The organism is Bacillus sp. FSL K6-1218, from assembly GCF_038006445.1.
Lineage (GTDB): Bacteria > Bacillota > Bacilli > Bacillales > Bacillaceae_G > Bacillus_A > Bacillus_A thuringiensis_S.
The window spans coordinates 644,001-668,641 of record NZ_JBBOVE010000001.1 but is presented as its reverse complement, the minus strand read 5'-3'; the positions used below and the strand labels follow the sequence as shown (position 1 = coordinate 668,641).

Here is a 24,641-nt window from a genome sequence, read left to right as displayed (position 1 = left end):
CCTTACTCTCCCCCTGTAGCTAGTGCCATAATAGACTCTTGTGATGCCTCATCTTTCCCTAAAATGCCGCCGACTTTTCCTTCATGAATAACAAGAACTCGATCACTCATCCCTAAAACTTCTGGAAGCTCTGATGATACCATAATAACGGCATCGCCTTGCTCTGTAAGCTTATTCATTATAGAGTAAATTTCTTTTTTTGCTCCAACATCGACACCTCTTGTTGGCTCATCTAAAATGAGTAATTGCGGATGAATGCCTAGCCATTTTGCGATTACAATCTTTTGCTGATTTCCACCAGAAAGAGACTTCACTGCCTGCTCTCCGCTAGATGCTTTCACATTAAGAAGCTTCATCATATCTTCTGTAAACTGTTGTTCTAGCTCGTTGCTCAGAACACTTCCTTTTGAAAGACTTTCTAAATTCGGTAGCGATAAGTTTTCACGAATAGAGAAATCTAACACTAATCCCTCAGATTTTCTATCTTCTGTAATGAAAGCAATTCTCTGTCTAATTGCATCTATCGGACTATCAATCTTTACTTCTTGTCCATTTATAAAAATTTGTCCAGAATCTAAAGGTTCATAACCAAATATCGCTTTCATAATATCAGTGCGTCCAGCTCCCATCAAACCAGCAACACCAAGGATTTCACCTTTTCTTACTTGAAACGAAACATTTTCAAATTTCCCTTTCTTCGTTCCGTTACGCATTTCAAAAATGACATCACCAATTTGACTATTTCGCTCTGGGTAGCGTTCACCAATGCTGCGCCCCACCATCATACTCACTACTTCATCAAATGATGTTTCTGGAATTAATCTCTTTCCGACGTATTCTCCATCACGCAAAATCGTAATGGCATCACATATCGAGAAAATCTCTTCCATACGATGCGAAATGTACACGAATGAAACACCTTCTTTACGTAACTTATTGATTACTGTAAAGAGCGTTTCGATTTCACGATCCGTCAGTGCCGCCGTAGGTTCATCCATAATAATAACGCTCGCGTGTGTCATTAACGCTTTCGCAATTTCGATAATTTGCTGTTGTCCAACCGATAATTCCTCTGCTAACATAGCGCCTCTTACATGCAATCCTAGCTCTGCTAGTTGCTGCTGCGCAATCGCGTTCATTTGTCGAGTGCGTAAAATACCTGTTTTCCCATACATTAACTCTTTACCGAGAAACATATTTTCAGCTACTGTTAAATTCGGCAATATGTTTAGTTCTTGATGTATAAATGCGATGCCGTACTCTTCAGCTTCTTTCGCATTTTTAAAGGTGCGCTCTTGCCCATCAATCGTGATTGTCCCACCATCTTTTTTGTATACACCTGTTAAAATCTTCATGAGCGTTGATTTACCCGCTCCATTTTCCCCCATCAATGCGTGGACTTCCCCTGTTTCAATCATAAACTGTGCATTCTTTAAAACAGGATTGCCATTGAACGCCTTTGAAATGTTTTTCATTTCAATATGCATTCTCATCACTTCCCTTTATTAAAAAATCACGCCTGCATGTAAAATTATATTTGCATAAGGCGTAGCCTCGCCTGTACGAATAATTGCCTTCGCTTTCTTTGTATGCTCTTTAAATTGCTCATGAGATACATACTCAAATGCTGGCTCTATTAATTTCTGCTCGATCTCTTTATTTACTGCCGCATTATTTATAATGACTTCTTCTGCTAACGTCACTTTTTCGATTGCCATATCATCAGCTACAACTTGTAACACCTCTAAAAAACTCGGTTTTCCAATCTCAACAGCTAAATCAATTCGTTTTACTCCATCCGGAATCGGTAACCCGCAATCAGCAATTACAACCGTATCTGTATGCCCAAGTGAAGCAAGGACTGCCGCTATTTCACTGTTTAATACACCGTGCTTTTTCATCCAACAATCACCTGCACTTCACGTACTCGATCTCTCGTTGGCATACCGCCCTGTGCTCCAAGTTTCGTTACAGAAAGACCACCAGCAATATTCGCAAAACGAATTGCTTTTTGAAGTGTCTCTCCTTCAGAAAGTGCAACTGCTAACGCACCATTAAATGTATCACCAGCTCCAGTTGTATCCACTACATCAACAGCAATGCTAGGAACATGTACAATCTCCGTTCCATTATGGAAGCGGACACCGTTAGAACCTTCTGTCATCAATAATTTATTTGGATACTTCGCCAATAAATCTTCAATTGGTGATGTAAAATCATCTAATACGATGCGGCACTCATGTTCATTTGGCGTAATATAAGTTGCTTTTTCTAAAATTTCTTCTGATAAAACTTGTGCTGGCGCTGGATTCAACATAACAGGAATATTATGTTCCTCACAAATAGCCAATACATATTTTACTGTTTCAAGTGGAATTTCTAGTTGAAGAACAACCATATCCGCTTTTACAAGAAGGTCTTTGGAGCGATCTACAACTGATTTATTTACAAGAGCATTTGCCCCTTGTACGACAACAATACTGTTATCTTCTTCTGCTAAAACGATATGAGCAATTCCTGTCGTTCTATCTGTAACCGGTACCACATAATCGATAAAAATGCGTTCGTTCTCTAAATTTTTTCTAACTACTGTTCCATAATCATCATTTCCTACAGCTCCAACCATTGCTACATTTGCTCCTAACCTAGCTGCAGCAACTGCTTGGTTTGCCCCTTTCCCTCCTGGGATTGTATGAAACGCTTCACCAATTACTGTTTCTCCTGCTTTCGGCCGTTTTTTTGAAACAGCCACTAAGTCCATTGAAATGCTTCCTACTACTGCAATATTTGGCATCTGTTTCATCTCCTTACTTCGTTGTATTTCGTTCTATAATTTCAATCGGCAAACGATAGTGTTTCTCTTCTAATGTATTTCCTTCCATTTGCTCTAACAACAACTCTGTTGCAATTTTCCCCATTTCATATATCGGTTGTGCAACTGTTGTAATAGATGGATACATCATTTCTGTTAAAGAAATTCCATCAAATCCGATAATTTGTAAATCATCTGGAATGGCAATCCCCTTTTGAAGTGCAGCCTTTACAATACCAATGGCAATTAAATCATTCCCAGCAACAATACCATCAATATGCGGGTATCCTTCTAATAATTCCATCGCTACACGCTCACTATTTGCCGGATCAAACGTACTCTCCGCAATCATATACGAAAGATTATTTTGCGTAATAACGTCTACAAAACCTTCAAAACGTTCATTTGCAGTACTCACATCACGTGGACCGCGAATATGTGCAATATGTTTACATCCTTTATCTAGTAACAACTTTGTCGCAGCCTGACTTCCTGCATAGTTATCTGCATATACAGTAGGAATACGCTCATTAAACATACGGTCAATCGCAACAACCGGAACAGATAAATTCATGTAATTAACACTATTTTGTGGATTCGTTGCTACAATAAATCCATCTACATTATTTTGTCTAAGTACATCAATGTATTGTTTCTCTTTTTCTAAACTTTCATCAGAGTTACAAAGGACAACTGTGTAACCTTGTTTATGTGCTACATCTTCTACGGCACGTGCAACTTCTGGAAAGAACGGATTCACGATATTTGGAACAACTAAGCCAATTAAACGAGACTTTTTATTATACAGTGAACGCGCTACTGTACTAGGCTTATAATCTAACATCTCAATTGCACGCTCTACCTTTTTTAATGTATCTTCGTGAACATATCCATTTTTATTTAGAACTCTGGAAACGGTCGCAACAGATACTCCCGCTAATTTCGCAACGTCTTTAATCGTACTCATTCTCTTTTCTCCTCATTTCATGTAACCGTTTACAGAAAATAATATAACGTATTTCTAAAAATACGTCAATCATTTCTCACTAAAAAGCTTTTAAGGTTATACTCAAAAAAGCACCGCCATAAGGCGATGCTTCTTCATTACGAGTATGATACAGTTTTTTCTTTTTCTTCTACAGCAGGCTCTTCAGCATCTTTTTTACGATCTGATAGTTTAATTTTTTGTAAGAAAATCGTAAAGATGGCACCTACTACGATAAATACTAATCCTGTTAAGAATACAGTATGAAGCGAGTCTACTAAAGAGTTTTTCAAAATAGGTACAATGCTGTTAGCGAATGCTTCTGGCATTTGTTTTAATGCCTCTGGGCTAAATAGCATCGAATATAAACCTTGTGGATCTGTGTGAATCATATCTTTAAATTTCGTTACCATTTGTCCCGCTTCTTTCGGGAATGTATCTAATACAGGTACTAATTTATTTGTTAACGTTGTACCTGAAGTGTTATTCATAATTGATCCTAAAATTGTAATACCAAATGTTCCACCAATTTGACGGAAGAACTGACTTGATGACGTTACGACACCAAGGTCTTTTTTCGGGAAGCTTTCTTGTAACGCTAATGTTAATGTCGGCATTACAAGACCCATTCCTAAACCGATAACCATCATATAAGAAGTAGCTGTAAGCTTCGTTGTGTGCATATCCATCGTTGTTAATAACCAGAAACCACCGGCCATAATAAGCATACCTGCGATAATTTGTGGTTTTACACCAACTTTTAATACAAGTTGCCCACCGATAATACTCATTACAATCATTGTAATCATCATTGGAGTCATAATTGTTCCTGATTCAGCAGCACTTACTCCTACAATACCTTGCATGAAGAATGGTACGAACATAATCGCGCCGAACATTCCAATACTCATAAAGAATCCAATCGCATTCAGTATTGTAAATGTGCGATTTTTAAAGAAATGCATTGGTAAAATCGGCTCTTCAGCTTTCGTTTCAACAATAACAAAGCTAACGATACCAATTACAGCTAGTGCGAATAAACCGATAATTTGCCAAGAATCCCATGCATAATCTTTTCCGCCAAACGTTAGCGCAAGTAATAAACTTACAACACCTAGAATCATCGTAAAGATTCCAGCGATATCAATTTTAATTGGTCCTGTTTGTTTATGTGATTTTAATCCCATTGCAATAAAGATTGTTGCTAAAATACCAACCGGTAAGTTAATGTAGAATACCCATCTCCAGTTCACTGCATCTACAATCCAACCACCAACTTGCGGTCCAATTACAGAAGCAAGACCGTATAACGCACCAAAAATACCTTGCCATTTCGCACGTTCTTTTCCCGTGAACATATCTCCAATAATAATCATAGCCATTGGCATCATAATACCGCCACCAAGACCTTGAATACCACGGAAAATAATTAATTCTGTCATACCATTCGCCATACCACATAACGCCGAACCAATCATGAAAATAACTAGCCCTGTTATATATACGTTACGACGACCAAGTAAATCCGCTAATTTACCTGCAATTGGTACAACTGTCGTTGATGTTAACATATAAGCTGTCGTTAACCATGTCATTAAACTTAATCCGCCTAGGTCACCGACGATACGTGGCATTGCTGTACCAACAATTGTTCCATCTAATGCAGCAAATAGCATCGCGATTACTAAACCGATTAACAACAACTTTCTATTTTGATTTTCTTGTTGCTCCATGTAATCTCCTCAATTCCTCTTAGTTATTCTCTTTTTTCTCTTGTGTCCCGCAAATAATGGTTTCTAACTTCTCAAAGAGACGTAATAAATCTTCTCTTTCTTGCAACTCTAAATGTGAAAAGTATTTTGCAATATGCTCGTTGCGAGCTGTCATTGCCTCTTCTACTCTAGCTTTCCCCTTTTTCGTTAACTCGATGATGACAACACGACGGTCATCTTTGTCGTGATAGCGTTCTACAAGTTCTTGATCGATTAGACGATCAATCATCACTGTAATCGCGCTAGGCTTCACATACATCTTTTTTGCTAATGTTGTCGCTCTTGAAGCCCCATAATGATCTAAAATCTTTAAAATATAAAACTGCGGTGGTGTAAGTCCTGTTGCTTGCATTTGTTCTAATAACTCCGTCTGCATTTTCTTTCCAATCGAAAAGGCAAGAGCTTGAATTTTATCGATATGCGTCATATCATTTGGCATGTTATCCACCTCTTATTTAAACAATAAAATATTTAACGTATTTAAATATTAATCCCACGAACAAAATCCGTCAATACTTTTATTCATAAAAACGTTTACATTTTTGTCACAAAGTTGTATAATTTTCGACGAAGTTAATATTGACAGTCACGGAGAAACGGAGTACACGGCTATGAATCATAAAAAAGGAAACTTTTTTATATTTCATGGCCTTTTTATATTCTCTGTCTTAAAACGCTTCGAATTAATTAGGGGAGGATTTTCATTTTATGTTTTTCACACAATTATTTAAACCTGCGCCCCACGCGGAACGCTTACCAGCTGATCGCGTTGATAGCGAATACCGTAAATTACGTTTACAAGTATTCTTAGGTATCTTCATCGGTTATGCAGGTTACTACTTTGTTCGAAAAAACTTTTCACTAGCAATGCCATACTTAATCGAACAAGGCTTTAGTAAAGGGGAACTTGGGGTTATCCTTTCAGCAGTATCTATCGCTTACGGATTAAGTAAATTCTTGATGGGTATCGTATCCGATCGTTGTAATCCTCGCTACTTTTTAGCAGCTGGGCTATTTTTATCAGGTATCATTAATATTATTTTCGGCTCATTTTCTTTCATTACAACGAGCATTATACTTATGTTTGTACTTCAGTTTTTAAATGGATGGGTACAAGGTATGGGGTGGCCTCCTTGTGGTCGTACGATGGTTCACTGGTTCTCTATTAGCGAACGTGGTACAAAAATGTCTATTTGGAACGTCGCTCATAATGTCGGCGGCGCGCTTATGCCTTCTCTTGTAACATTAGGCTTATACTTCTTTGCAAATGACTGGAAAAGTATTTTTTACTTCCCAGGTATTCTTTCAATTTTAGTTGGTATTTATGTATTAATTACGATGAAAGATACGCCTCAATCTTGTGGACTACCTTCTATTGAAGAGCATACTGGAGAATATCCACCAGATGAGAAAATAAAAGATCGCGAACGCGAACTTTCGGCAAAAGAAATTTTATTTAAATACGTACTAAACAATAAATTTTTATGGTACATCGCTATTGCGAACGTTTTCGTGTATTTCGTACGTTACGGCGTTGTAGACTGGGCCCCTACTTATTTAGTAGAAGAAAAAAGCTTTACTCATAGTAGCTCACGTACTGCTTACGCTCTATATGAATGGGCTGGTATTCCAGGTACACTTCTTTGCGGATGGATGAGTGATAAACTATTTAAAGGACGTCGTGCACCTGCTGGTATTTTATTTATGGTTGGTGTATTTATCGCAGTTCTTGTTTACTGGTTAAATCCTCCTGGTAATCCAATGGTTGATAGTATCGCACTTGTCGCAATTGGATTTTTAATTTACGGACCGGTTATGTTAATTGGTCTACACGCTCTAGATTTAGCACCAAAGAAAGCTGCTGGAACTGCAGCAGGCTTAACTGGATTCTTCGGTTACTTAGGCGGAGCTGCTTTCGCTAGTGCCGCTATGGGCTTTATCGTAGATGCATTCGGATGGGATGGCGGATTCATCTTATTACTTGCATCTTGCATACTTGCAATGTTCTTCCTTGCCCTTACTTTAAATACAGGGTCAACAAAACAAAAGCAAGCTTAGGTACAAATATTATACTTATCAAAAAAGAGAGGCCATTCTTTCCAGAATGTCTCTCTTTTTTCTACATATAATACTTTTTTCTTACAAAAGATTCATTTCTCTCTTACATATGTGTTAGCGCTTCCAAAGCACTTCAACACCTAATAAAACTGCATTCTACTTTTATATAAAAAGATTTTTGAATATTTTCTCAACTCACACTTGTCAAACATTGTCATTTTATATTAAAATAACAACATACAAAATATTTAGTCTTTTCAGAAAAGATGGAGGGATAGCCATGAAGAATCCACTTCTTCGTATTGAAAACTTGCAAACTTCCTTTCGTATACAAGATCAGTATCATGCAGCAGTTGATAATGTATCCTTAACTGTTCATGAAAATGAAATTGTTGCTATCGTTGGTGAGTCAGGATGCGGAAAAAGTGCACTTGCCCTTTCTATTATGCGACTGCATAATGAGGCAAATACAAAATTACAAGGGCAGATTCACTATAGAGATAAGGACTTACTAAGCATGTCAACCGCCGAAATAAATAAAGTACGCGGTTCAAATATCGGTATGATTTTCCAAGAACCCCTTACAGCACTCGATCCTCTTATGACAGTTGGAAAACAAATCGAAGAAAACTTAGACTACCATACAAGTCTTTCAAAAGTAGAAAAAAAAGAACGCACCTTAGAACTACTCCATCAAGTTGGTATTCCAAAACCAGAACTTACATATAAACAATACCCACACGAATTATCTGGCGGAATGAGACAAAGAATTGTTATCGCAATTGCAATTGCTTGTAAGCCCGGACTCATTATTGCAGATGAGCCTACAACCGCTCTAGATGTAACAATTCAAGCGCAAATTTTAGATTTATTACGTTCCATTCAAGAACAAACGAAAATGGGCATCATCTTAATTACACACGATTTAAGCGTCGTTGCCGAAACCGCTGATCGTATTGTCGTTATGTATGCAGGACAAGTTGTAGAAACAGGAACAGTCGAAGAGATCTTTAATAACCCTCTTCATCCATATACTCGTTCCTTATTAAATTCAATCCCGTCTACATCTGCTGAAAAAGAAAAATTACATGTTATTCAAGGCGTTGTACCGACATTAGCTAAGTTACCTCGCACAGGTTGTCGATTCCAAGCACGGATTCCATGGATTAGACCTGATCAACATGAAGAAAATCCCGTTTTACATGAAGTAAATCCAGACCATTGGGTACGTTGCACTTGCTACAAACATTTCAACTTCCAACATAAGAAAGGAGATGACGTAACTCATGGCACTGCTTAAAGTAGAAGATTTAAAAGTACACTTTCCAATTAAAGGTGGTGTTTTCGGTCGTACATTAGATTACGTTCGCGCTGTTGATGGCGTAAGCTTCGAACTACAACCTGGCGAAACGTACGGAATCGTTGGGGAATCTGGGAGTGGCAAATCAACAACTGGAAAAGCAATTATGCACTTAACAAAAGCAACTGGCGGTAGCATTCATTTTAATAATAAAGATTTAACAAAATTAAGTCGCTCAGAACTAAGAGAACAAAGAAAAGATATTCAGATGATTTTTCAAGATCCTTATTCATCCTTAAACCCGAAGAAACGTGTTATGGATATTATCGCTGAACCACTTCGGAATTTTGAGAAACTCTCACCTGATGAAGAGCGTAGAGCTGTTCAAGATTACCTTGATAAAGTTGGCTTAAATCCGGAGTCTATTTATAAATATCCACATGAATTTTCCGGTGGACAAAGACAGCGGATTGGTATTGCACGCGCACTTACACTAAAACCGAAGCTTATTATCGCAGATGAACCTGTATCTGCACTTGACGTGTCGGTACAAGCTCAAGTTTTAAACTTCTTACAAGATTTACAATCTGAACTCGGACTAACATACTTATTTATTAGTCATGATTTAGGCGTAATTCGCCATATGTGTGACCGTATCGGTGTTATGTATCGCGGGCGCATTGTGGAAGAAGCAACTAGTGCTGAAATTTATAATAATCCACAGCACATCTATACGAAGCGTCTAATATCAGCTATTCCTGATATTCGTCCAGAAAACCGCGAGCAACAACGTAAATTGCGTCGTGAAGTAAGCGCTGAGTACGAAAAATCATATGAAAATTATTTCAATGAAAATGGACGTGCTTACGATTTAAAACCAATCTCGCCAACTCACCGGGTGGCATTACCATAAGGGAGTGATAAAACATGTGGAAATTTATATTACGCCGGATTTTAGTTATGATACCACAATTATTCATATTAAGCGTACTCGTCTTTACACTTGCTAAAGCAATGCCAGGTGATGCATTAAGTGGCGCTGAACTAGCAAACCCAAAAGCCGATCCAAAAGTAATTGAAGAACAACGTGAGAAACTTGGGTTAAATGATCCTATTCCCACACAATATGTAAGGTGGATTTCAAATGCCGTACAAGGAGATTTCGGTATTTCTTACGCACATAAAATACAAGTAACAGATATTATTGGGGAACGCCTTGGTAATACAGTGCTGTTAGCTCTTCTAATTCTTATTCTTACTTATTTAATCGCCATTCCACTTGGCGTTATAAGTGGACGTTGGAATGATACGTGGGCTGATCGACTCATTACACTCTATAACTTTTTAGGATTTGGTACACCCCTATTTATTTTTGGATTAGTAATGTTATTCTTATTCGGCTTTTTATACCCAATCTTCCCTACAAGTGGTAGCGTTGATCCACAAGTGGCGGCCGGATCATTTGATTATTATTTAAGTAAATTAAATCATATGATTTTACCAGCTTTATCTGGGGCATTAATTGGCACAGTAGGAACCGTACAATATTTACGAAGTGAAATTATCGATACGAAACATAAAGATTTTGTACGCACGGTAAAAGCAAAAGGTGTACCAGAATCTAAAGTATATTCCAGACATATTTTACGAAATTCATTTTTACCAATCGCAGCATTTTTAGGATATGAAATTACAGGTTTAGTCGGGGGCTCTATTATTCTAGAAAATATTTTCGGCTATCCAGGAATTGGACAACTCTTTTTCCAATCTATCACTCAACGTGATTTCAGTGTCGTAACTGCTCTTGTATTATTTACTGGATTCGCAACGCTACTCGGGACTCTTCTTTCCGATATTATTCTAAGCATCGTTGATCCACGTATTCGTATTGATTAATGGAGGTGAAGAAACGTTATGTTAGCAAATCCTGAAAAACAAACTGAAGTCATTCATTACGAAAAGAGCCCTTCTGGTTTCTCCATTATGTGGCGAGAATTTCGTAAAGATAAACTAGCAATGTTTTCTCTATTCTTTTTAGCTTTAATATTAATAGCCGTTTACACAACTTCATTTATTATGAAGCAAGAAGATATCGTCCGAGTCGATCTGTTCGCCATTTATGATCCTCCTACCGCTGAACATTGGTTAGGAACTGATTATGGAGGTCGCGATATTTTCGGACAACTAATTATTGGTACACGTAACTCCTTTACAGTTGGTTTAGCTATCACTCTTTTATCAACCCTTATCGGTCTTACGATGGGACTAATTGCTGGCTATTTTGGAGGAGTTGTCGATAACATCATCATGCGTTTTATCGACTTTATGATGATTTTACCATTCTTAATGATTGTTATCGTATTTATTTCACTTGTTCCAACTTTCAATATTACTACATTTATTCTCATAATGACGGCTTTCTTATGGGTCGGAAAAGCAAGGCTTATACGCTCTAAAGTATTAACTGAGAAAGAACTTGATTACGTATCTGCATCCAAAACGTTAGGAACACCAAATTGGAAGATTATCTTCCAGCAAATATTACCTAATTTAAGTTCTATTATTATCGTAAATATTACATTAAATCTTGCTGGTAACATCGGGATTGAATCTAGTTTGACTTACTTAGGATTTGGTCTACCAGAAAGTACACCGAGTCTTGGTACACTTGTAAGTTACGCAACAAACCCAGATGTATTGCAAGAAAAATGGTGGATTTGGTTACCCGCATCAATCATGATTTTAGTGTTGATGCTGTGTATAAATTTTATTGGTCAAGCGTTAAAGCGTGCGGCTGATGCGAGACAAAGAAAAGGATAAGGGGTGGAGAAGTTATGAACAAACCGAAACTGTACAAAGTATTAAGTACACTTGCTGCTTCAACATTATTACTATCTGCATGTGGTGGTGCTGATAGCGGTAGTAAAAAGGCAAACACAAAAAAAGTAGAAACAAATAAATTTAGTGCTGCTGTAAAAAATGACGGTAAAGAAATTAAAGACGGATCATTAACTTATGGACTCGTTTCAAATTCACCTTTCGCTGGTGTTTTAAGTAGAGTATTGTATGAAGTTGCTCCAGATTCAGAGATTATGGATTTCTTTGATGAACAATTATTAGCTACAGATAAAAACTGGGAAATTACAAATGACGGTGCTGCAACTTATACAATCTCTGAAGATAAAAAAACAATTACAATTAAGATTAAAGATAATGTAAAATGGCACGATGGTAACCCTGTAACAGCTGAGGATTTAGAATATTCTTACTTAATTATTGGTAATAGTAAATATACAGGTATCCGTTACGATACACAAATGCAAATGATTGAAGGTATGGAAGAATATCACACTGGAAAAGCTGACAAAATTTCTGGTATTAAAGTAGTCGATCCAAAAACAATTTCCATTACTTATAAAGAAGTAAACCCTTCACTAAAAACTGGTATTTGGACATATCCTACACCTAAAAAATATTTAGGTGATGTACCAATTGAAAAACTAGCTGAATCAGATAAAATCCGTCAAAATCCAATTGGATTCGGTCCATTTAAAGTGAAGAAAATCGTTCCTGGTGAATCAGTTGAGTATGAGCGTTTTGATGATTACTGGGGCGGCAAACCTAAGCTGAAAAATGTAACATTAAAAGTTGTAAATCCATCTATTGTTAGTGCATCTCTGAAAAAAGGTGATATTGATATTGCAGCAATTACTGCTGATCAATATCCGAACGTAAGTAAATTAAAAAACACACAACTAATTGGTAAAACTGACCTTGCTTACACTTATATCGGATTTAAGTTCGGACATATGGACAAAGCAAAGAATGAAGCTGTAATGGATAACGATAAGTTCAAAGACGTTCGTTTACGTCAAGCGATGGCACATGCAATTGATAGAGAAAAATTAGGAGAGAAAGTATATCACGGACTTCGCGTTCCAGCTAACTCTCCAATTCCACCATCTATGCCAAAGTACCATAATAATGATGTTGGTGCGTATAATTTCGATGTAAATAAAGCGAAAAAACTATTAGATGAAGCTGGGTATAAAGATAAAAATGGTGATGGATTCCGTGAAGATCCAAAAGGTAATGAATTGAAGATTAACTTCTTAACTAGTAGTGGTAGTGAAACAAGTGAACCGCTGGCTAAATTCTACATTCAATCTTGGAAAGATATCGGCTTAAAAGTAGAACTTGTTGATGGACGCTTACACGAATTTAATGCTATGCGTGACATGATTAAAAAAGATGATCCGAAGGTTGATATTTTTGCCGGTGCTTGGAACACTGGCTCTGACCCTGACCTTTCTGGCCTATGGGGAAAAAATGCCGGATTCAACTACCAGCGCTGGGTAAATGATGAAAATACGAAGTTATTAGACGCAGGATTATCAGAAAAAGCTACTGATGAAAAATATCGTAAAGAAGTATACGATAAATGGCAAAAATTAATTCATGACGAAGCACCGATGATTCCAATTCATTACACATTTGATTTAACAGGTGTTAATAAGCGCGTAAAAAATTATGATGTCAACACTGAAGTGAATCAAATAACTTCACATTGGAAAGACGTTACTGTAACAAGTGAGAAGCCAGAAGTAGAAAAATAATCATAAAAATAGCTCTTAGCATCTACATACATGCTAAGAGCTATTTTTTATTTTCATTGCTGTTCCTACTAATGATAACAACCAATTCCTTCCCTACTCTAATATTAAAAAATTTGATGAAACACCTTTATTAAAACAGCTAACGTAACAGATGCAGCAAATCCCCCTAGACAAATTAAGCTTACCCCTTGACTATATGACAAATTTTGAAATGATTTCATTGCTTCCATCCTCCCTATCTCCCCTGTGATACTTTTATTTTACCAATGGGAAAAATTTCATAACATCGATTTCTCTAACAACTAACTTACAAATTTGTAAGTTAACATCTTTTCAACTTATATATCTATTATTTCCACAAATAAGAGTCATTTATACATAAAAAAGACCTCAGTTATCCTAAGGTCTTCGTTACATTCTATTTCATTTTATAATCATCACCGGACATTTCACTCGTTTTGCTATTTTATGACTTACACTACCAAGCACCATCTCTTGCAATGTATTTAGCCCTCTGCTTCCAGCAATAACAAGATCTATATCTCCTGTATTTACATATTGAACAATTGTATCTCCAGGATCACCATGTAATATCGTAATTTTATAAGAAATGTTCTCTTTCTTTAATAAAACTTCAATCTCTTTTAATTTATCTTTTCGACTAGCCGATATTGTTTCTAAATCTGTTTGACCTTGTATAATATCTGATTTTGCCGTTCTATTATCTACTACGTACACAACTTCAACATTTGTTTCTTTGCTATATTTCGCAATATATGTTGCATGTTCCGCTGCTCGAAGTGCATGTTCAGAACCGTCACATGCTAATATAATTTGTTTGTACATATGCTGAATCCCCTTTTCGTTATCCTACTCGTATTATATAATAAAGCCCCCTAAAAAGGAGGCTTTTAACTAGCAATTCTTTTATTATAAGTAGCTAAATTTGCAACAAGTTTTGAGCTACGTTCATTTAATCCTGTTATACTTACTTTCACACCACTTTGTTCATACTTCATGATAACTTTATCAATTGATGCCACTGCTGAATCATCCCATACGTGCGCATGAGTAAAATTCATTTCAATTTCTTTTACATCTTCATTAAATGAAAAATTATTTATGAAATCGGCTGTAGATGCAAAGAAAAGTTGACCGTGAATTTCGTATATTTTCTTATTTTCAATATATAAATGTTTCACGTGAATCTTTGCCATATTGAATGCAAATAACACCGCACTAATTACTGTTCCGATAATTACACCTAATGCTAAATTATGTGTAATTAAGACAATCACAACTGTTACAATCATAACAAATGCGTTTCCTTTTGGTACTTTATGAATCGTTGTTACAGAGTTCCAATCAAACGTTCCGATTGAAACCATAATCATAACCGCAACTAAAGCTGCCATCGGAATATGAACGACATAATCTCCTAAAACGAATAGTAATACGATTAAAAATCCGCCCGCTACAAATGTTGATAGGCGACCTCGTCCACCTGATTTAATATTAATAACAGATTGACCGATCATTGCACATCCTGCCATTCCTCCGAAAAATCCAGCAACGATGTTTGCGATCCCTTGTCCGCGTGCCTCTTTATGCTTATTACTTTCTGTATGCGTCATATCATCTAAAACTGAAGCTGTTAATAAAGACTCTAGTAAACCAATGATTGCAAGCATAACTGCATAAGGTAAAATAATCCCTAATGTTTCTAATGTAAATGGCACATCAGGAATACTAAAGAACGGTAATTCTTTCGGTAGGCTTCCCATATCCCCTACTGTTTTCAACTGTAATCCGCTCATAAGTGCAATACTCGTCACAATAATAATTGAAATAAGCGTAGAAGGTACAGCCGTTGTAATACGTGGAAATAAATATATAATTGCAAGTCCTAATACAACGAGTGCATACATTTGCCAAGTTGCATTTTTAAAATGCGGTAATTGCGCTGTAAAAACTAAAATTCCAAGTGAATTTAAAAAACCACTCATAACAGATTTCGGAACAAACTTCATAAATGAGCTCAGTTTGAACACGCCAAAAATAATTTGGACGATACCTGTTAATATTGTTGTAGCAAATAAATATTGCAAACCATGATCTTTAACAAGCGTTACCATTAATAATGCCATTGCACCTGTTGCAGCTGAAATCATTCCAGTTCTTCCGCCAACAAATGAAATAGTAACCGCAATACAAAAGGCTGCGTATAGTCCAACTGTCGGATCCACGCCTGCAATAACAGAGAAGGCTATCGCTTCAGGGATTAATGCTAAAGCAACGACAATTCCTGATAACACGTCCCCTCTCACATTAGAAAACCAGTCATTTTTTATCGTTTGAAACAAAATACCACTCCTCTACTCCTTTATAATTTGATTTTCTCCATAAGAAAATCTAGCCGACTGCACGAAAGCTATTATATAACGAGTAGAAGATTTTTTGCTATGTAAAAGTTTCCTAAAAAAGATGTTACCTTCGTAGCTTCTTTTCCTAGAATATCAGGAAGACTTTAAATATACTATCACCTATTGTTGATTTAACGTACAACGATTTCGGATTCTACCGTATGTCAAATGAAGAGAACTTTGTTTGGATGGATGAAAAATGCACATGTAATTCAGCTCATTTAATTGAGTAGTCCAAGGATCAAGATATTAGCTACTCAAGGAATTCATTTACATTTCTATGGATATTTCCACTTCATATATGAGGTTTAGTTTGGAGGGTTTAGGATTAGAGGAGTTTATGCTAATTTAATGAAATTAGTAAAAGCACTCTTTCGAGTGCTCATTTTATGCAGATACAGTTGCTTTATCCTTACGGAATATGCCCATTAATCCACCGATTAATAATAATACGCCTGGTAATAAGTAAATTATAGAAATACAAATAAATCCACCGATAGCAGCCACAGTCATCATAATACCGCCAACCTTCGCTTTACTTCTTACCATAACAGATCCAACAATTCCTAAGATTGATAGAGCCACAGCCCCCCAACCTAAGCCAATAACAGTATTTGCTCCATCAGCTTCAAAAGCAGCTCCCATACCGCCGATTAATAAAGCAACAAATGCACAAATAATACCAAAAATACCTCCAATAAGACCTAATACAAATTCAGCTGTTCTTTTCATCTTAATCTCTCCTTATTTAGCAACTTCAAATTCAAATTTCACTGATTTCTCGTCAAATGTAAATGTAGGTTTAAATGTACCAACAAACTTATCGCCTTCTGGTACATCAAATAACATTTTGTTTGTAATTTGGTTACCTGGCGCAATATTTTCGTTTATAAACGTATTTTCCCCACCAAAGTACTCTTTGAATTGGTTGCCGTTAGTATCAGCAATTTTTAATTCAGAAGTTCCAAAATATATATCTTTTTTGCCATTATTTTTAGCATTAAAAGCGATTTCTAGTACTTTCCCTTTTTCAGCTTTTACGTATTCGTTAGGCTCAACGAATTTAGCTGAACTGAAAGTAAGTTGTAGGCCATTAACTTCTACCGTATCTCCAATTTTATAAATCTTGCTTTCAGCTTTTTCCTTTTTATCTTTCTTTTCAGCCTGTTTAGGAGCATCGTTTTTACTCACTTCTTTAACTTCAGTTTCACCACAAGCAGCTAAACTAAAAGCAAGTGCACCTGTTAAAGCAATAGTACCCAATTTTTTATACATTTCTTTTCCTCCGATTATGTAAAATGTAAGATTTCCGAAACTATCATAACAGAAACAGTTACAACTTTTTTGTCATATTTTGTCGAGGAAAATAAAAAAAGACGCTATCAGTAGCGTCTTTTCTCATTTCATTAATGTCCACCGTGTCCTTGACCACTTTCCTGAACAATTTCTAACCTCTCATCTAGTATTCCTTGTGTTTCAAATGAAATATCACTCGTACTTCCTAATAAGAAGCCATGATTATATGGTCCAAGTGTTGGATCATCTTTAAACTTCGGCTGAATAGTAGCAAGGAAGTCATACACTGGTTGTGAAGCTTTCCCTTCTTCTAACAAGACAACAGGTGCGTGTTTACCCATATGTGAAAAAGGTGCCCCAGCAACTGCTAAATCTGGTGTTTTGCTTGAAACAAATGATAAACCGTGACCAGGTTTTGTGAATCCCCAGCCAAATTTTGTTTTTTCATCTTTAAACTTCGCAAATGCGATAGAATTTTCTGTTGGATTCTCACCGCAAATACGCGTTACTTTCCCGTATTTGCTTAACTCTTTTTCTACTTCTTTTGAAACAATTTTTTCTGGTCCTAGTAAATATATATTTGCTTTATCTTTTCTCATCTTTAATGCCTCTATTGTCGCTTCTGGCACTTTATTCTTTTCTGTATAGAGTAGTGGTTCCGGCATATGAGAAATCCAGTTTACAGCGGGGGTTGTATATAAACGTCCTTCTTCTTCAGACGAACCGATAATAACACTATTTGGGTAGCTTCCTGTTATATCGGCATACTCCTTATCAACATCTTTCGCAAATATAGCTGGGTTCGTTTCTTTTATTTGTTTTACTTTATAACCTTTTAATTGTTCAAGCGCGCTAGTACCTACATCCCCCATCACCATAATTTGTGTTCCATCTCTCGTTCCGATTGGATTTAATCGTTTTATTTCTTTTAACGTCATTTCTGGTATCTTTTCTTTTTCTATAAATAAAATCGGTCCGTTATTCGGATGATGAATAAGGTCTGCACTCGCAATACCTAATTGCCACTCGCTCACTGGTACTAAAATAACAGCACCTGGCTGGTTCTCTTTATGGGTTGCTGGCCATATCGTTTGCGAAGTTAACACTGCCATTTTTAGGGGGTCATTTGTATTTAACCTCGTTACATTTTTTAGACTTGTCGTTAATAAATCATTCGATGCCCCTTGGTTCATTTCTTTTGGCGCGGTTACTTCCTGATTCATTTTCATTTTCATTCCCTTTTGCTCTGTTTTCTTCTCTTTTGTAGATTCATGATTTTTATGGTCTGTATTCGTTTGCCCACATGCAGCAAGACCAACTGCTGTAATTATTGTTATCCCAAAAATTCGGGTCATTTTTTTCACTATACCGCCTCCGTATTAATCATTTTTGAGCCAATATGATTACCCAAAATGTCATTTCAACTCCACAATAACAAGCAATTCTGAAGAAATTATGCAGACACATCATAATCTGCACCATTTCTTCATGATTTTGCATTACACTTTAAGTAACGATTATAAATATGGAGGGCTCTCTATGATTGATATACTGCTCGTAGACGATGAACCGAGAATGCTTGAATTATTAACGCTTTATCTTACTCCAATTGGATATAACTGCGTATGTGCGACTTCCGGAGAAGAAGCTATTTTACATATAGAAAATCGAAACTTTAAATTTGTTTTACTCGATATTATGATGCCAAAGATGGACGGATGGGAAACGTGCAAAAGAATCCGTTCATTTAGTAACGTTCCTATTATTATGGTTACCGCTCGTGATCAAACAGTAGATGTCATCCAAGGATTAAAACTCGGAGCGGATGATTACGTAACGAAACCTTTCCATGAAGAAGAACTTTTCGCAAGAATTGAAGCCGTTTTAAGACGTACAAATGAACATAAACAAATCCAATATCACGGTATTGTATGGGATGAAACAAAACACTTCGTTTCTGTCCATAATGAAGAACTCCTTCTCACACCAATTGAATTTTCTTTACTCGGATTATTTTTACGCCATGTGAACTACGTATTAAGCCGTGATCAGCTCATCGAACGAATTTGGGGATTAAACACAAATACAGAAGATCGCACAATCGATTCACATATTCGTAATTTGCGTGATAAATTGCGAAAAGCAAATTTCCCTATTGATCATCATTTAAAAACTGTGTATGGGGTAGGTTATAGGTGGGTTGATACCGAATATTTAGGAGCGAAACAATGAAGCGAATTTCTATTCAATTCGGATTTTATTTTTTAATTGTTACAATTTTAATTGAAAGTGTTCTCTTTATTTTGCTTTATTATAGCCTCGTAAACACTAGAGTAAATGAAGAAATGACGGCTTTATTGAAGCGAGGAAATAGTCACCGGGATGTACTTGAAAAATATTATGATGAACAAACCATCTCTCACGTAGCATTAATGGAATCTGAAGCTGAAACAACTGTCGTTATTACAAATACAAATAAAAAAATACTAGCTAAATCTAACGAAATAAACACGACTATAAACGATCATATTAGTAAAATGCAAACTCGAACAGACCATAATGGAGCGATTATAGAAAATCATTGGAAAACATCTAATTATATATGTACAGTTAGCCCCATTGTGGTAGATGGAAAACATAAAGGCTATGTGTACATGTTTCTTGGAACAGAATCAATTGAAAAGTTGGTTAATGGATTAACGAAACAATTCATTATTGCTGGTATCATCACGTTTCTACTCACAGTCATCACAATTTTCCTATTATCACGTTTATTAACAAAACCATTGTTACACATGAAACATGCCACTGAAAAAATGAGTAAAGGCGATTTGTCCGTTTCGTTAACGACTACTCGAAATGATGAAATTGGTGAACTAGCATCATCTATTCAAACGCTCGCAAATGATTTACATTATATGAAAACAGAGCGAAGTGAATTTCTAGCAAGTGTTGCTCACGAATTACGAACACCTTTAACATACGTACGAGGCTATGCTGACATTGCTTTAAAAGAAAGCACCTCTCCTGAGCAACGTTTGCGATATTTATCAATTATAAAAGATGAGTCTGATTACATTACAAACTTAGTTCAAGATTTATTTTCACTTGCACAAATGGAGCAACATAACTTTTCTATTCAAGTAAAGGAAGTGCATTTACACACCTTCCTTACTCGCATAGCTGAAAAAGTAAACGCCATGTATAAAGAAAGATACATTAAAGTTTCTTTCTCTTGTTCTCCTACACTGCTAGTAAACTTAGATGAACAGCGATTTGAACAAGTTATAGTAAACATTTTAAATAACGCTTATAGACATTCAAAAGAACATTCTCATATAAACATTTCTATTACAGAAGAACATAAACGTATCTCCATTACAATTGAAGATGAAGGCGAAGGCATTCCTCCTGAAGACCTCCCTCACATTTTCGACCGCTTTTATCGTGTTGATAAAGCTAGATCACGAGCTACAGGTGGAACTGGTTTAGGACTATCTATCGTGAAGGAAATTGTAGAGCTACACGGCGGGAATATTACAGTAACGAGTGAAGTCAATCACGGGTCTTGCTTTATAATTTCATTACCATCTATAAAGAAACACGACTATCATCAGTAGTCGTGTTTCTTTATCATTTTACTTTATAATATAAATTTACAAATTGCCCAAAACGTTTCGTATCCGTTAAAGTTAAATTAATTTCTGGATTCTTTTCTTTAAATAATGGGACACCTGAGCCTAATATATGCGGTGTAATCGTAACAATATATTCATCAATTAGATTATTTTTAAAGAATTCTCTCAGTAGCTCTCCTCCACCAACCATCCATATTTTAGATCCATCTTGTGCTTTTAACCTTTTTGTAAACTCCACTACATCTTCATTTACAAACTCTACATGTCCGTTCGTGCCTTTTTCTGAATTAGAAAACACATAACATTTTTTATCTAAATACGGGAATGTCTCTGTATGCTCTACTACATAATCATACGTTCTCTTTCCCATTATTATTGTATCAATTGTTTCATACATTTCTGTATAACCGTTATCTCCCTCTCCTTCGGTTTCCATTAACCACTGTAAATCATCATCTTCTTTCGCAATATATCCATCCAAGCTAGCGGCTATAAATAAAACTATTTCACGTGACATATTTTTTCCTCCTTACATCTCATCTTGATAACATTATGCTGTAAACAATATACTAACAATAAAACACGACAATTTATGTCATGTTTAAAAAGAAAAAAGGTGATACATTTGTCAAAAGCTAAACGCTTATTAGATATTCTTATATTTGCTTCTGCAAAAAAAGCATTTACAGCTCAAGAAATAGCCGATGAATTTAATATTTCCGTTCGTACTGTCCATAGATATATTTTAGATTTAAGTGATATGGGATTACCCATTTACGCTGAACAAGGTCGCAACGGAGGATATAAAGTATTAACGAATAGAGTAATTCCGCCTATTTTATTTACCGAAGAAGAAGCAGTCTCCATCTTTTTTGCCTTTCAATCTTTAAGCTACTACAGAGACTTACCTTTTAACACAGAAATAAATTCCGTTACACATAAACTATATAGCTCCCTACAACATGATGCGAAAGCGAAAGTTGATAAAATACGTTCTTATATCGCCTTTTGGAATCCGAAGAGAACAATTGATACACCACTTTTAAACGAAGTGTTAACAGCGGCGATTGAAAATAAAAATTTACACTTTCAATACGAATCTAAATCCGGGGTAAAAACAAAACATGTTCATCCTATCGGTGTATATGCTCATGACGGGCTATGGTACTTACCGTCCTATGACTATGATAGGAAAAAAGTATTACTGTATCGTATCGATCGTATTCTTTCTATATTATCAACGGAAGAAAATGAGGATACATTCATGAATTTAGAAGAGTGGTTTGCCTCTAACTCTAACGTAGTACACAGTCCTACTCAGTTACATGTTTTACTGACAACAGAAGGCGTACGCCAATGTAAAAGCGTTCCTTATCTTGAGGAATTCGTTATAGTAAACGAGGATGGGACAGGATATATAAATTCAACAATTGATAAAGGTGAGATTAACTTTATTACTCCTTTATTTTATAGACTTGGAAAAGATGCAAAAGTTTTAGAACCGAAAGAATTGATAGATGGTTTACGTATACGTGCGAAAGAAATTTTACATATGTATGAAGACGAAAAAAGCTGCTAAATATAAGCAGCTTTTTGTGTATTTGTTCCTATTGTTTTGACTGTTGACGAATATCAATCCACCAACGATATGACGCATTCATATTTTCAGTACTTCCATTCCCTCTGTAATGGAAAGCATCCAAAAAGATTGAATCTAGTTTATCTTCATCTACAAAGTAACCTAAGTTAACTTTTACCGTTTCTCCTGGTCGGATACTGCCAATATTGTAGAAGCTTTTCCCATCTCCGTGAGGCTCTAAATAATCAACTTCTCCCGTCATAATACGCGTTGCATCCATTCCCTCTTCTTTAGCGTATTTCCATGCATTCCCTTCAAATTTAAGCTGCTTTATGGATGGATGCATATAGATTTCTTCTGTCTCCTGTTTACCAATATTTCTCACTGTTGTTGTCAAGTAGACAAATTTAACATTAACTAATTGCGAATCTACTAATGTATCAATTGAATCTTTACCATTCCCTAATTTATATACATCCCGTCTGTACGATAGCAGTTTTCCCGTCTGATCTAAAGCCTTCTTCTTGCTTAATATCCCTAGGCCAAGTTCATTAAAGTTCTCTTTTTTAAAATCTTTAATCGAATCAAAAACTTCAACTTTTTCTATCACATATTCAATTTGGCTGTTATCCATAGATATCGTTACTGGAACCTTTTGCCCTATATGAAATAGTCGTTTGCTATCTTTTTTCAAAGGAATCACTTTAGATTTTTTAGGTTCATCCGCTTGGCTAAAATACTTTTTATCATAATTTGATATATGTGATGCCTTTTCTTTTGACGTGGGCTCAAGTGAAATATTCCCTAAGACATCTATCATTTGTTCTTCATTTATAACTGATCCAATAAAACTTTCTAACATAATCCCTTCTTTCTCAAAAAAGAGAAAGACCTTCCTATCAAACATTACATTGTTGTTTCCAGTTTCTTTATGAACAATTACTGCTTTCTTGCCACCTATCTCTTTTTCTTCGTAGCTTTTTGAATATAAAGTTTGAAAGTCCGCATTTTCCCCTACTCTCCAAAGACTAAATGAAAAGCCTCCATTTGCGTCGTTATCTTTAAATGAATATTTCATAGCAGAGTCATCAATTGCTTCCATATTTTCTGGTAATTTATCAATTTTCAGCTTATACCACTTATCAGCCTTTTTCGTGTCCTTATTTGTTACCGACACATTTACTTCATAATTTTGTTTTTGAACAATCATATTATAGACTTTTACTGCACCAAAAACGGTTGTCGGCATACCAATCAATAAGCAGGCAGCAGCGATTAACATACGATGTCTTTTACTCTTTTTCTGTGGTCGCTCGCCCTTCAGCTTCATTTCCTCCATAAACAGTTTCTTTTTGCGCGTATATGTATGTGAAAATTCATGTTGTTCTTCGGATTTATCAAAATCATCTAAAGCAATTTTTTCAGCAAGTTCATATATTTCTTTGGAGTTCTTTGAATTCGTCATGTTGTATACCTCCTATCATATTTTGGACTCGTTTTCGAGCGCGTTCAAACTGCTTGCGGACATTAGCCTCCGTAATCCCCATGACACTTGAAATTTCTTGATACGTTAAGTTATAGAAGACTTTGTACTTAAACACCTGTCTATTAGATTCGTTTAACTCTTTTAGCAATGCATCAATTTGAACCTCAGACATTTTACGTTTTTCCCACTCTTCAATATTTTCATCTACTGCTTCTACAGATTCTCTTTCATATTCTTCTAAAAATGTTTCATGTCGTTTGTTTTTCCGGTAACTATCAATCGCCTTGTTTTTCGCAACCCTCAAAATGTAGCATTTAAGCTCTTGCGTGTTCAAGATATGGAGCTTTTCCAAGTTCTTATAAAGAGTAATAAACGTCTCTTGAACTGCATCTTCTGCCTGCTGAATATTATTTAAAATAGAATAAGCTACATAATAAATTTTTTGTTCATACAACTCGTATAGCTCTTCCATCTTTTCGTAATCATTGTTTGTACCTTTCATATAATTCCTCCTCTCATTCTATATAACGAATGAGCAATATACTTTGTGACACTGAAAAATCTTTTTATAGATAAAATTTAATAATAGAATAAACAAAAGCTCAATTTCTCTATTTTAACTGAGAAATTGAGCTTTTGTTTATTAGAATTTTCCTGCCTATTCCATTAAGAACAT

General features: G+C 35.8%; 24 protein-coding genes. 9 read left to right on the top strand and 15 right to left on the bottom strand.

What is annotated here, in order from left to right; genetic code table 11:
* Window positions 1-2 precede the first annotated feature (2 nt).
* The 6 genes from rbsA to MHI26_RS03350 form a co-directional block, all read right to left on the bottom strand.
* Window positions 3-1,487 (bottom strand): ribose ABC transporter ATP-binding protein RbsA, encoded by a 1,485-nt coding sequence (gene rbsA / locus MHI26_RS03375; RefSeq protein ID WP_000546781.1) that lies wholly within the window; start codon window positions 1,485-1,487, stop codon window positions 3-5.
* Between the two features lie 18 nt (window positions 1,488-1,505).
* A complete protein-coding gene (rbsD, locus tag MHI26_RS03370; protein ID WP_000716149.1) occupies window positions 1,506-1,901 on the bottom strand; it encodes a D-ribose pyranase in 396 nt (131 codons plus the stop codon).
* A complete protein-coding gene (gene rbsK, locus MHI26_RS03365; RefSeq protein WP_001132865.1) occupies window positions 1,898-2,794 on the bottom strand; it encodes a ribokinase in 897 nt (298 codons plus the stop codon). The genes rbsD and rbsK overlap by 4 nt, the downstream gene beginning before the upstream one ends.
* A gap of 13 nt (window positions 2,795-2,807) precedes the next feature.
* On the bottom strand, window positions 2,808-3,779 hold the full coding sequence (gene rbsR / locus MHI26_RS03360; protein WP_061668127.1) for a ribose operon transcriptional repressor RbsR: 972 nt from the start codon (window positions 3,777-3,779) through the stop codon (window positions 2,808-2,810).
* A 137-nt stretch (window positions 3,780-3,916) separates the two neighbouring features.
* Complete coding sequence (locus MHI26_RS03355) at window positions 3,917-5,530, bottom strand: MDR family MFS transporter (protein ID WP_000437647.1); 1,614 nt, start codon at window positions 5,528-5,530, stop codon at window positions 3,917-3,919.
* A 19-nt stretch (window positions 5,531-5,549) separates the two neighbouring features.
* Window positions 5,550-6,008, bottom strand: a complete 459-nt coding sequence (locus MHI26_RS03350; protein WP_001132365.1) for a MarR family winged helix-turn-helix transcriptional regulator — start codon at window positions 6,006-6,008, stop codon at window positions 5,550-5,552.
* A 269-nt stretch (window positions 6,009-6,277) separates the two neighbouring features.
* Here MHI26_RS03350 and glpT point away from each other — a divergent pair, with 269 nt between their 5' ends.
* From glpT to opp4A, 6 genes are all read left to right on the top strand, one after another.
* Entirely contained in the window at window positions 6,278-7,627 is a 1,350-nt protein-coding gene (gene glpT, locus MHI26_RS03345) for a glycerol-3-phosphate transporter (protein ID WP_000466388.1), read from the top strand.
* A 280-nt stretch (window positions 7,628-7,907) separates the two neighbouring features.
* The gene (locus tag MHI26_RS03340; RefSeq protein WP_061668126.1) at window positions 7,908-8,927 is read left to right on the top strand and encodes an ABC transporter ATP-binding protein; all 1,020 of its coding nucleotides are present in this window, start codon (window positions 7,908-7,910) and stop codon (window positions 8,925-8,927) included.
* On the top strand, window positions 8,914-9,840 hold the full coding sequence (locus tag MHI26_RS03335; protein ID WP_061668125.1) for an ABC transporter ATP-binding protein: 927 nt from the start codon (window positions 8,914-8,916) through the stop codon (window positions 9,838-9,840). The genes MHI26_RS03340 and MHI26_RS03335 overlap by 14 nt, the downstream gene beginning before the upstream one ends.
* 14 nt (window positions 9,841-9,854) lie before the next feature.
* Window positions 9,855-10,823, top strand: coding sequence for an oligopeptide ABC transporter permease (gene opp4B / locus MHI26_RS03330; protein ID WP_000265441.1), 969 nt, complete (start codon window positions 9,855-9,857; stop codon window positions 10,821-10,823).
* Window positions 10,824-10,841: 18 nt separating this feature from the next.
* The gene (locus MHI26_RS03325; protein ID WP_061668124.1) at window positions 10,842-11,747 is read left to right on the top strand and encodes an ABC transporter permease; all 906 of its coding nucleotides are present in this window, start codon (window positions 10,842-10,844) and stop codon (window positions 11,745-11,747) included.
* Window positions 11,748-11,761: 14 nt separating this feature from the next.
* Entirely contained in the window at window positions 11,762-13,543 is a 1,782-nt protein-coding gene (gene opp4A / locus MHI26_RS03320) for an oligopeptide ABC transporter substrate-binding protein (RefSeq protein ID WP_061668123.1), read from the top strand.
* A 104-nt stretch (window positions 13,544-13,647) separates the two neighbouring features.
* Here opp4A and MHI26_RS03315 read toward each other — a convergent pair whose 3' ends face one another.
* From MHI26_RS03315 to MHI26_RS03290, 6 genes are all read right to left on the bottom strand, one after another.
* The gene (locus MHI26_RS03315; RefSeq protein WP_000834733.1) at window positions 13,648-13,764 is read right to left on the bottom strand and encodes a DUF4027 family protein; all 117 of its coding nucleotides are present in this window, start codon (window positions 13,762-13,764) and stop codon (window positions 13,648-13,650) included.
* Between the two features lie 202 nt (window positions 13,765-13,966).
* A complete protein-coding gene (locus MHI26_RS03310) occupies window positions 13,967-14,389 on the bottom strand; it encodes a universal stress protein (RefSeq protein WP_061668122.1) in 423 nt (140 codons plus the stop codon).
* Window positions 14,390-14,454: 65 nt separating this feature from the next.
* Window positions 14,455-15,906: a SulP family inorganic anion transporter gene (locus MHI26_RS03305; RefSeq protein ID WP_061668121.1), complete on the bottom strand. Its 1,452-nt coding sequence runs from the start codon at window positions 15,904-15,906 to the stop codon at window positions 14,455-14,457.
* A gap of 447 nt (window positions 15,907-16,353) precedes the next feature.
* The gene (locus MHI26_RS03300; protein ID WP_000831286.1) at window positions 16,354-16,698 is read right to left on the bottom strand and encodes a DUF4064 domain-containing protein; all 345 of its coding nucleotides are present in this window, start codon (window positions 16,696-16,698) and stop codon (window positions 16,354-16,356) included.
* Window positions 16,699-16,710: 12 nt separating this feature from the next.
* A complete protein-coding gene (locus MHI26_RS03295) occupies window positions 16,711-17,241 on the bottom strand; it encodes a DUF4352 domain-containing protein (RefSeq protein WP_000277056.1) in 531 nt (176 codons plus the stop codon).
* A gap of 131 nt (window positions 17,242-17,372) precedes the next feature.
* On the bottom strand, window positions 17,373-18,626 hold the full coding sequence (locus MHI26_RS03290) for a hypothetical protein (RefSeq protein ID WP_061668120.1): 1,254 nt from the start codon (window positions 18,624-18,626) through the stop codon (window positions 17,373-17,375).
* Between the two features lie 175 nt (window positions 18,627-18,801).
* Between MHI26_RS03290 and MHI26_RS03285 the strand changes: the two genes are divergently transcribed.
* The gene (locus tag MHI26_RS03285) at window positions 18,802-19,494 is read left to right on the top strand and encodes a response regulator transcription factor (RefSeq protein ID WP_061668119.1); all 693 of its coding nucleotides are present in this window, start codon (window positions 18,802-18,804) and stop codon (window positions 19,492-19,494) included.
* Window positions 19,491-20,882, top strand: a complete 1,392-nt coding sequence (locus MHI26_RS03280) for a sensor histidine kinase (protein ID WP_061668118.1) — start codon at window positions 19,491-19,493, stop codon at window positions 20,880-20,882. Before MHI26_RS03285 ends, MHI26_RS03280 begins: the two co-directional genes overlap by 4 nt.
* Before the next feature lie 13 nt (window positions 20,883-20,895).
* Here MHI26_RS03280 and MHI26_RS03275 read toward each other — a convergent pair whose 3' ends face one another.
* Complete coding sequence (locus tag MHI26_RS03275; RefSeq protein ID WP_061668117.1) at window positions 20,896-21,417, bottom strand: dihydrofolate reductase family protein; 522 nt, start codon at window positions 21,415-21,417, stop codon at window positions 20,896-20,898.
* 75 nt (window positions 21,418-21,492) lie between these two features.
* Between MHI26_RS03275 and MHI26_RS03270 the strand changes: the two genes are divergently transcribed.
* Window positions 21,493-22,479 carry a helix-turn-helix transcriptional regulator gene (locus MHI26_RS03270; protein WP_061668116.1) on the top strand — a complete coding sequence of 329 codons (987 nt, stop codon included), beginning with the start codon at window positions 21,493-21,495 and terminating at the stop codon, window positions 22,477-22,479.
* Between the two features lie 28 nt (window positions 22,480-22,507).
* Here MHI26_RS03270 and MHI26_RS03265 read toward each other — a convergent pair whose 3' ends face one another.
* Together MHI26_RS03265 and MHI26_RS03260 are read right to left on the bottom strand one after the other, a co-directional pair.
* Complete coding sequence (locus MHI26_RS03265; protein WP_061668115.1) at window positions 22,508-23,944, bottom strand: DUF4367 domain-containing protein; 1,437 nt, start codon at window positions 23,942-23,944, stop codon at window positions 22,508-22,510.
* A complete protein-coding gene (locus tag MHI26_RS03260) occupies window positions 23,910-24,467 on the bottom strand; it encodes an RNA polymerase sigma factor (protein WP_000679165.1) in 558 nt (185 codons plus the stop codon). Before MHI26_RS03260 ends, MHI26_RS03265 begins: the two co-directional genes overlap by 35 nt.
* Between the last annotated feature and the right edge of the window lie 174 nt (window positions 24,468-24,641).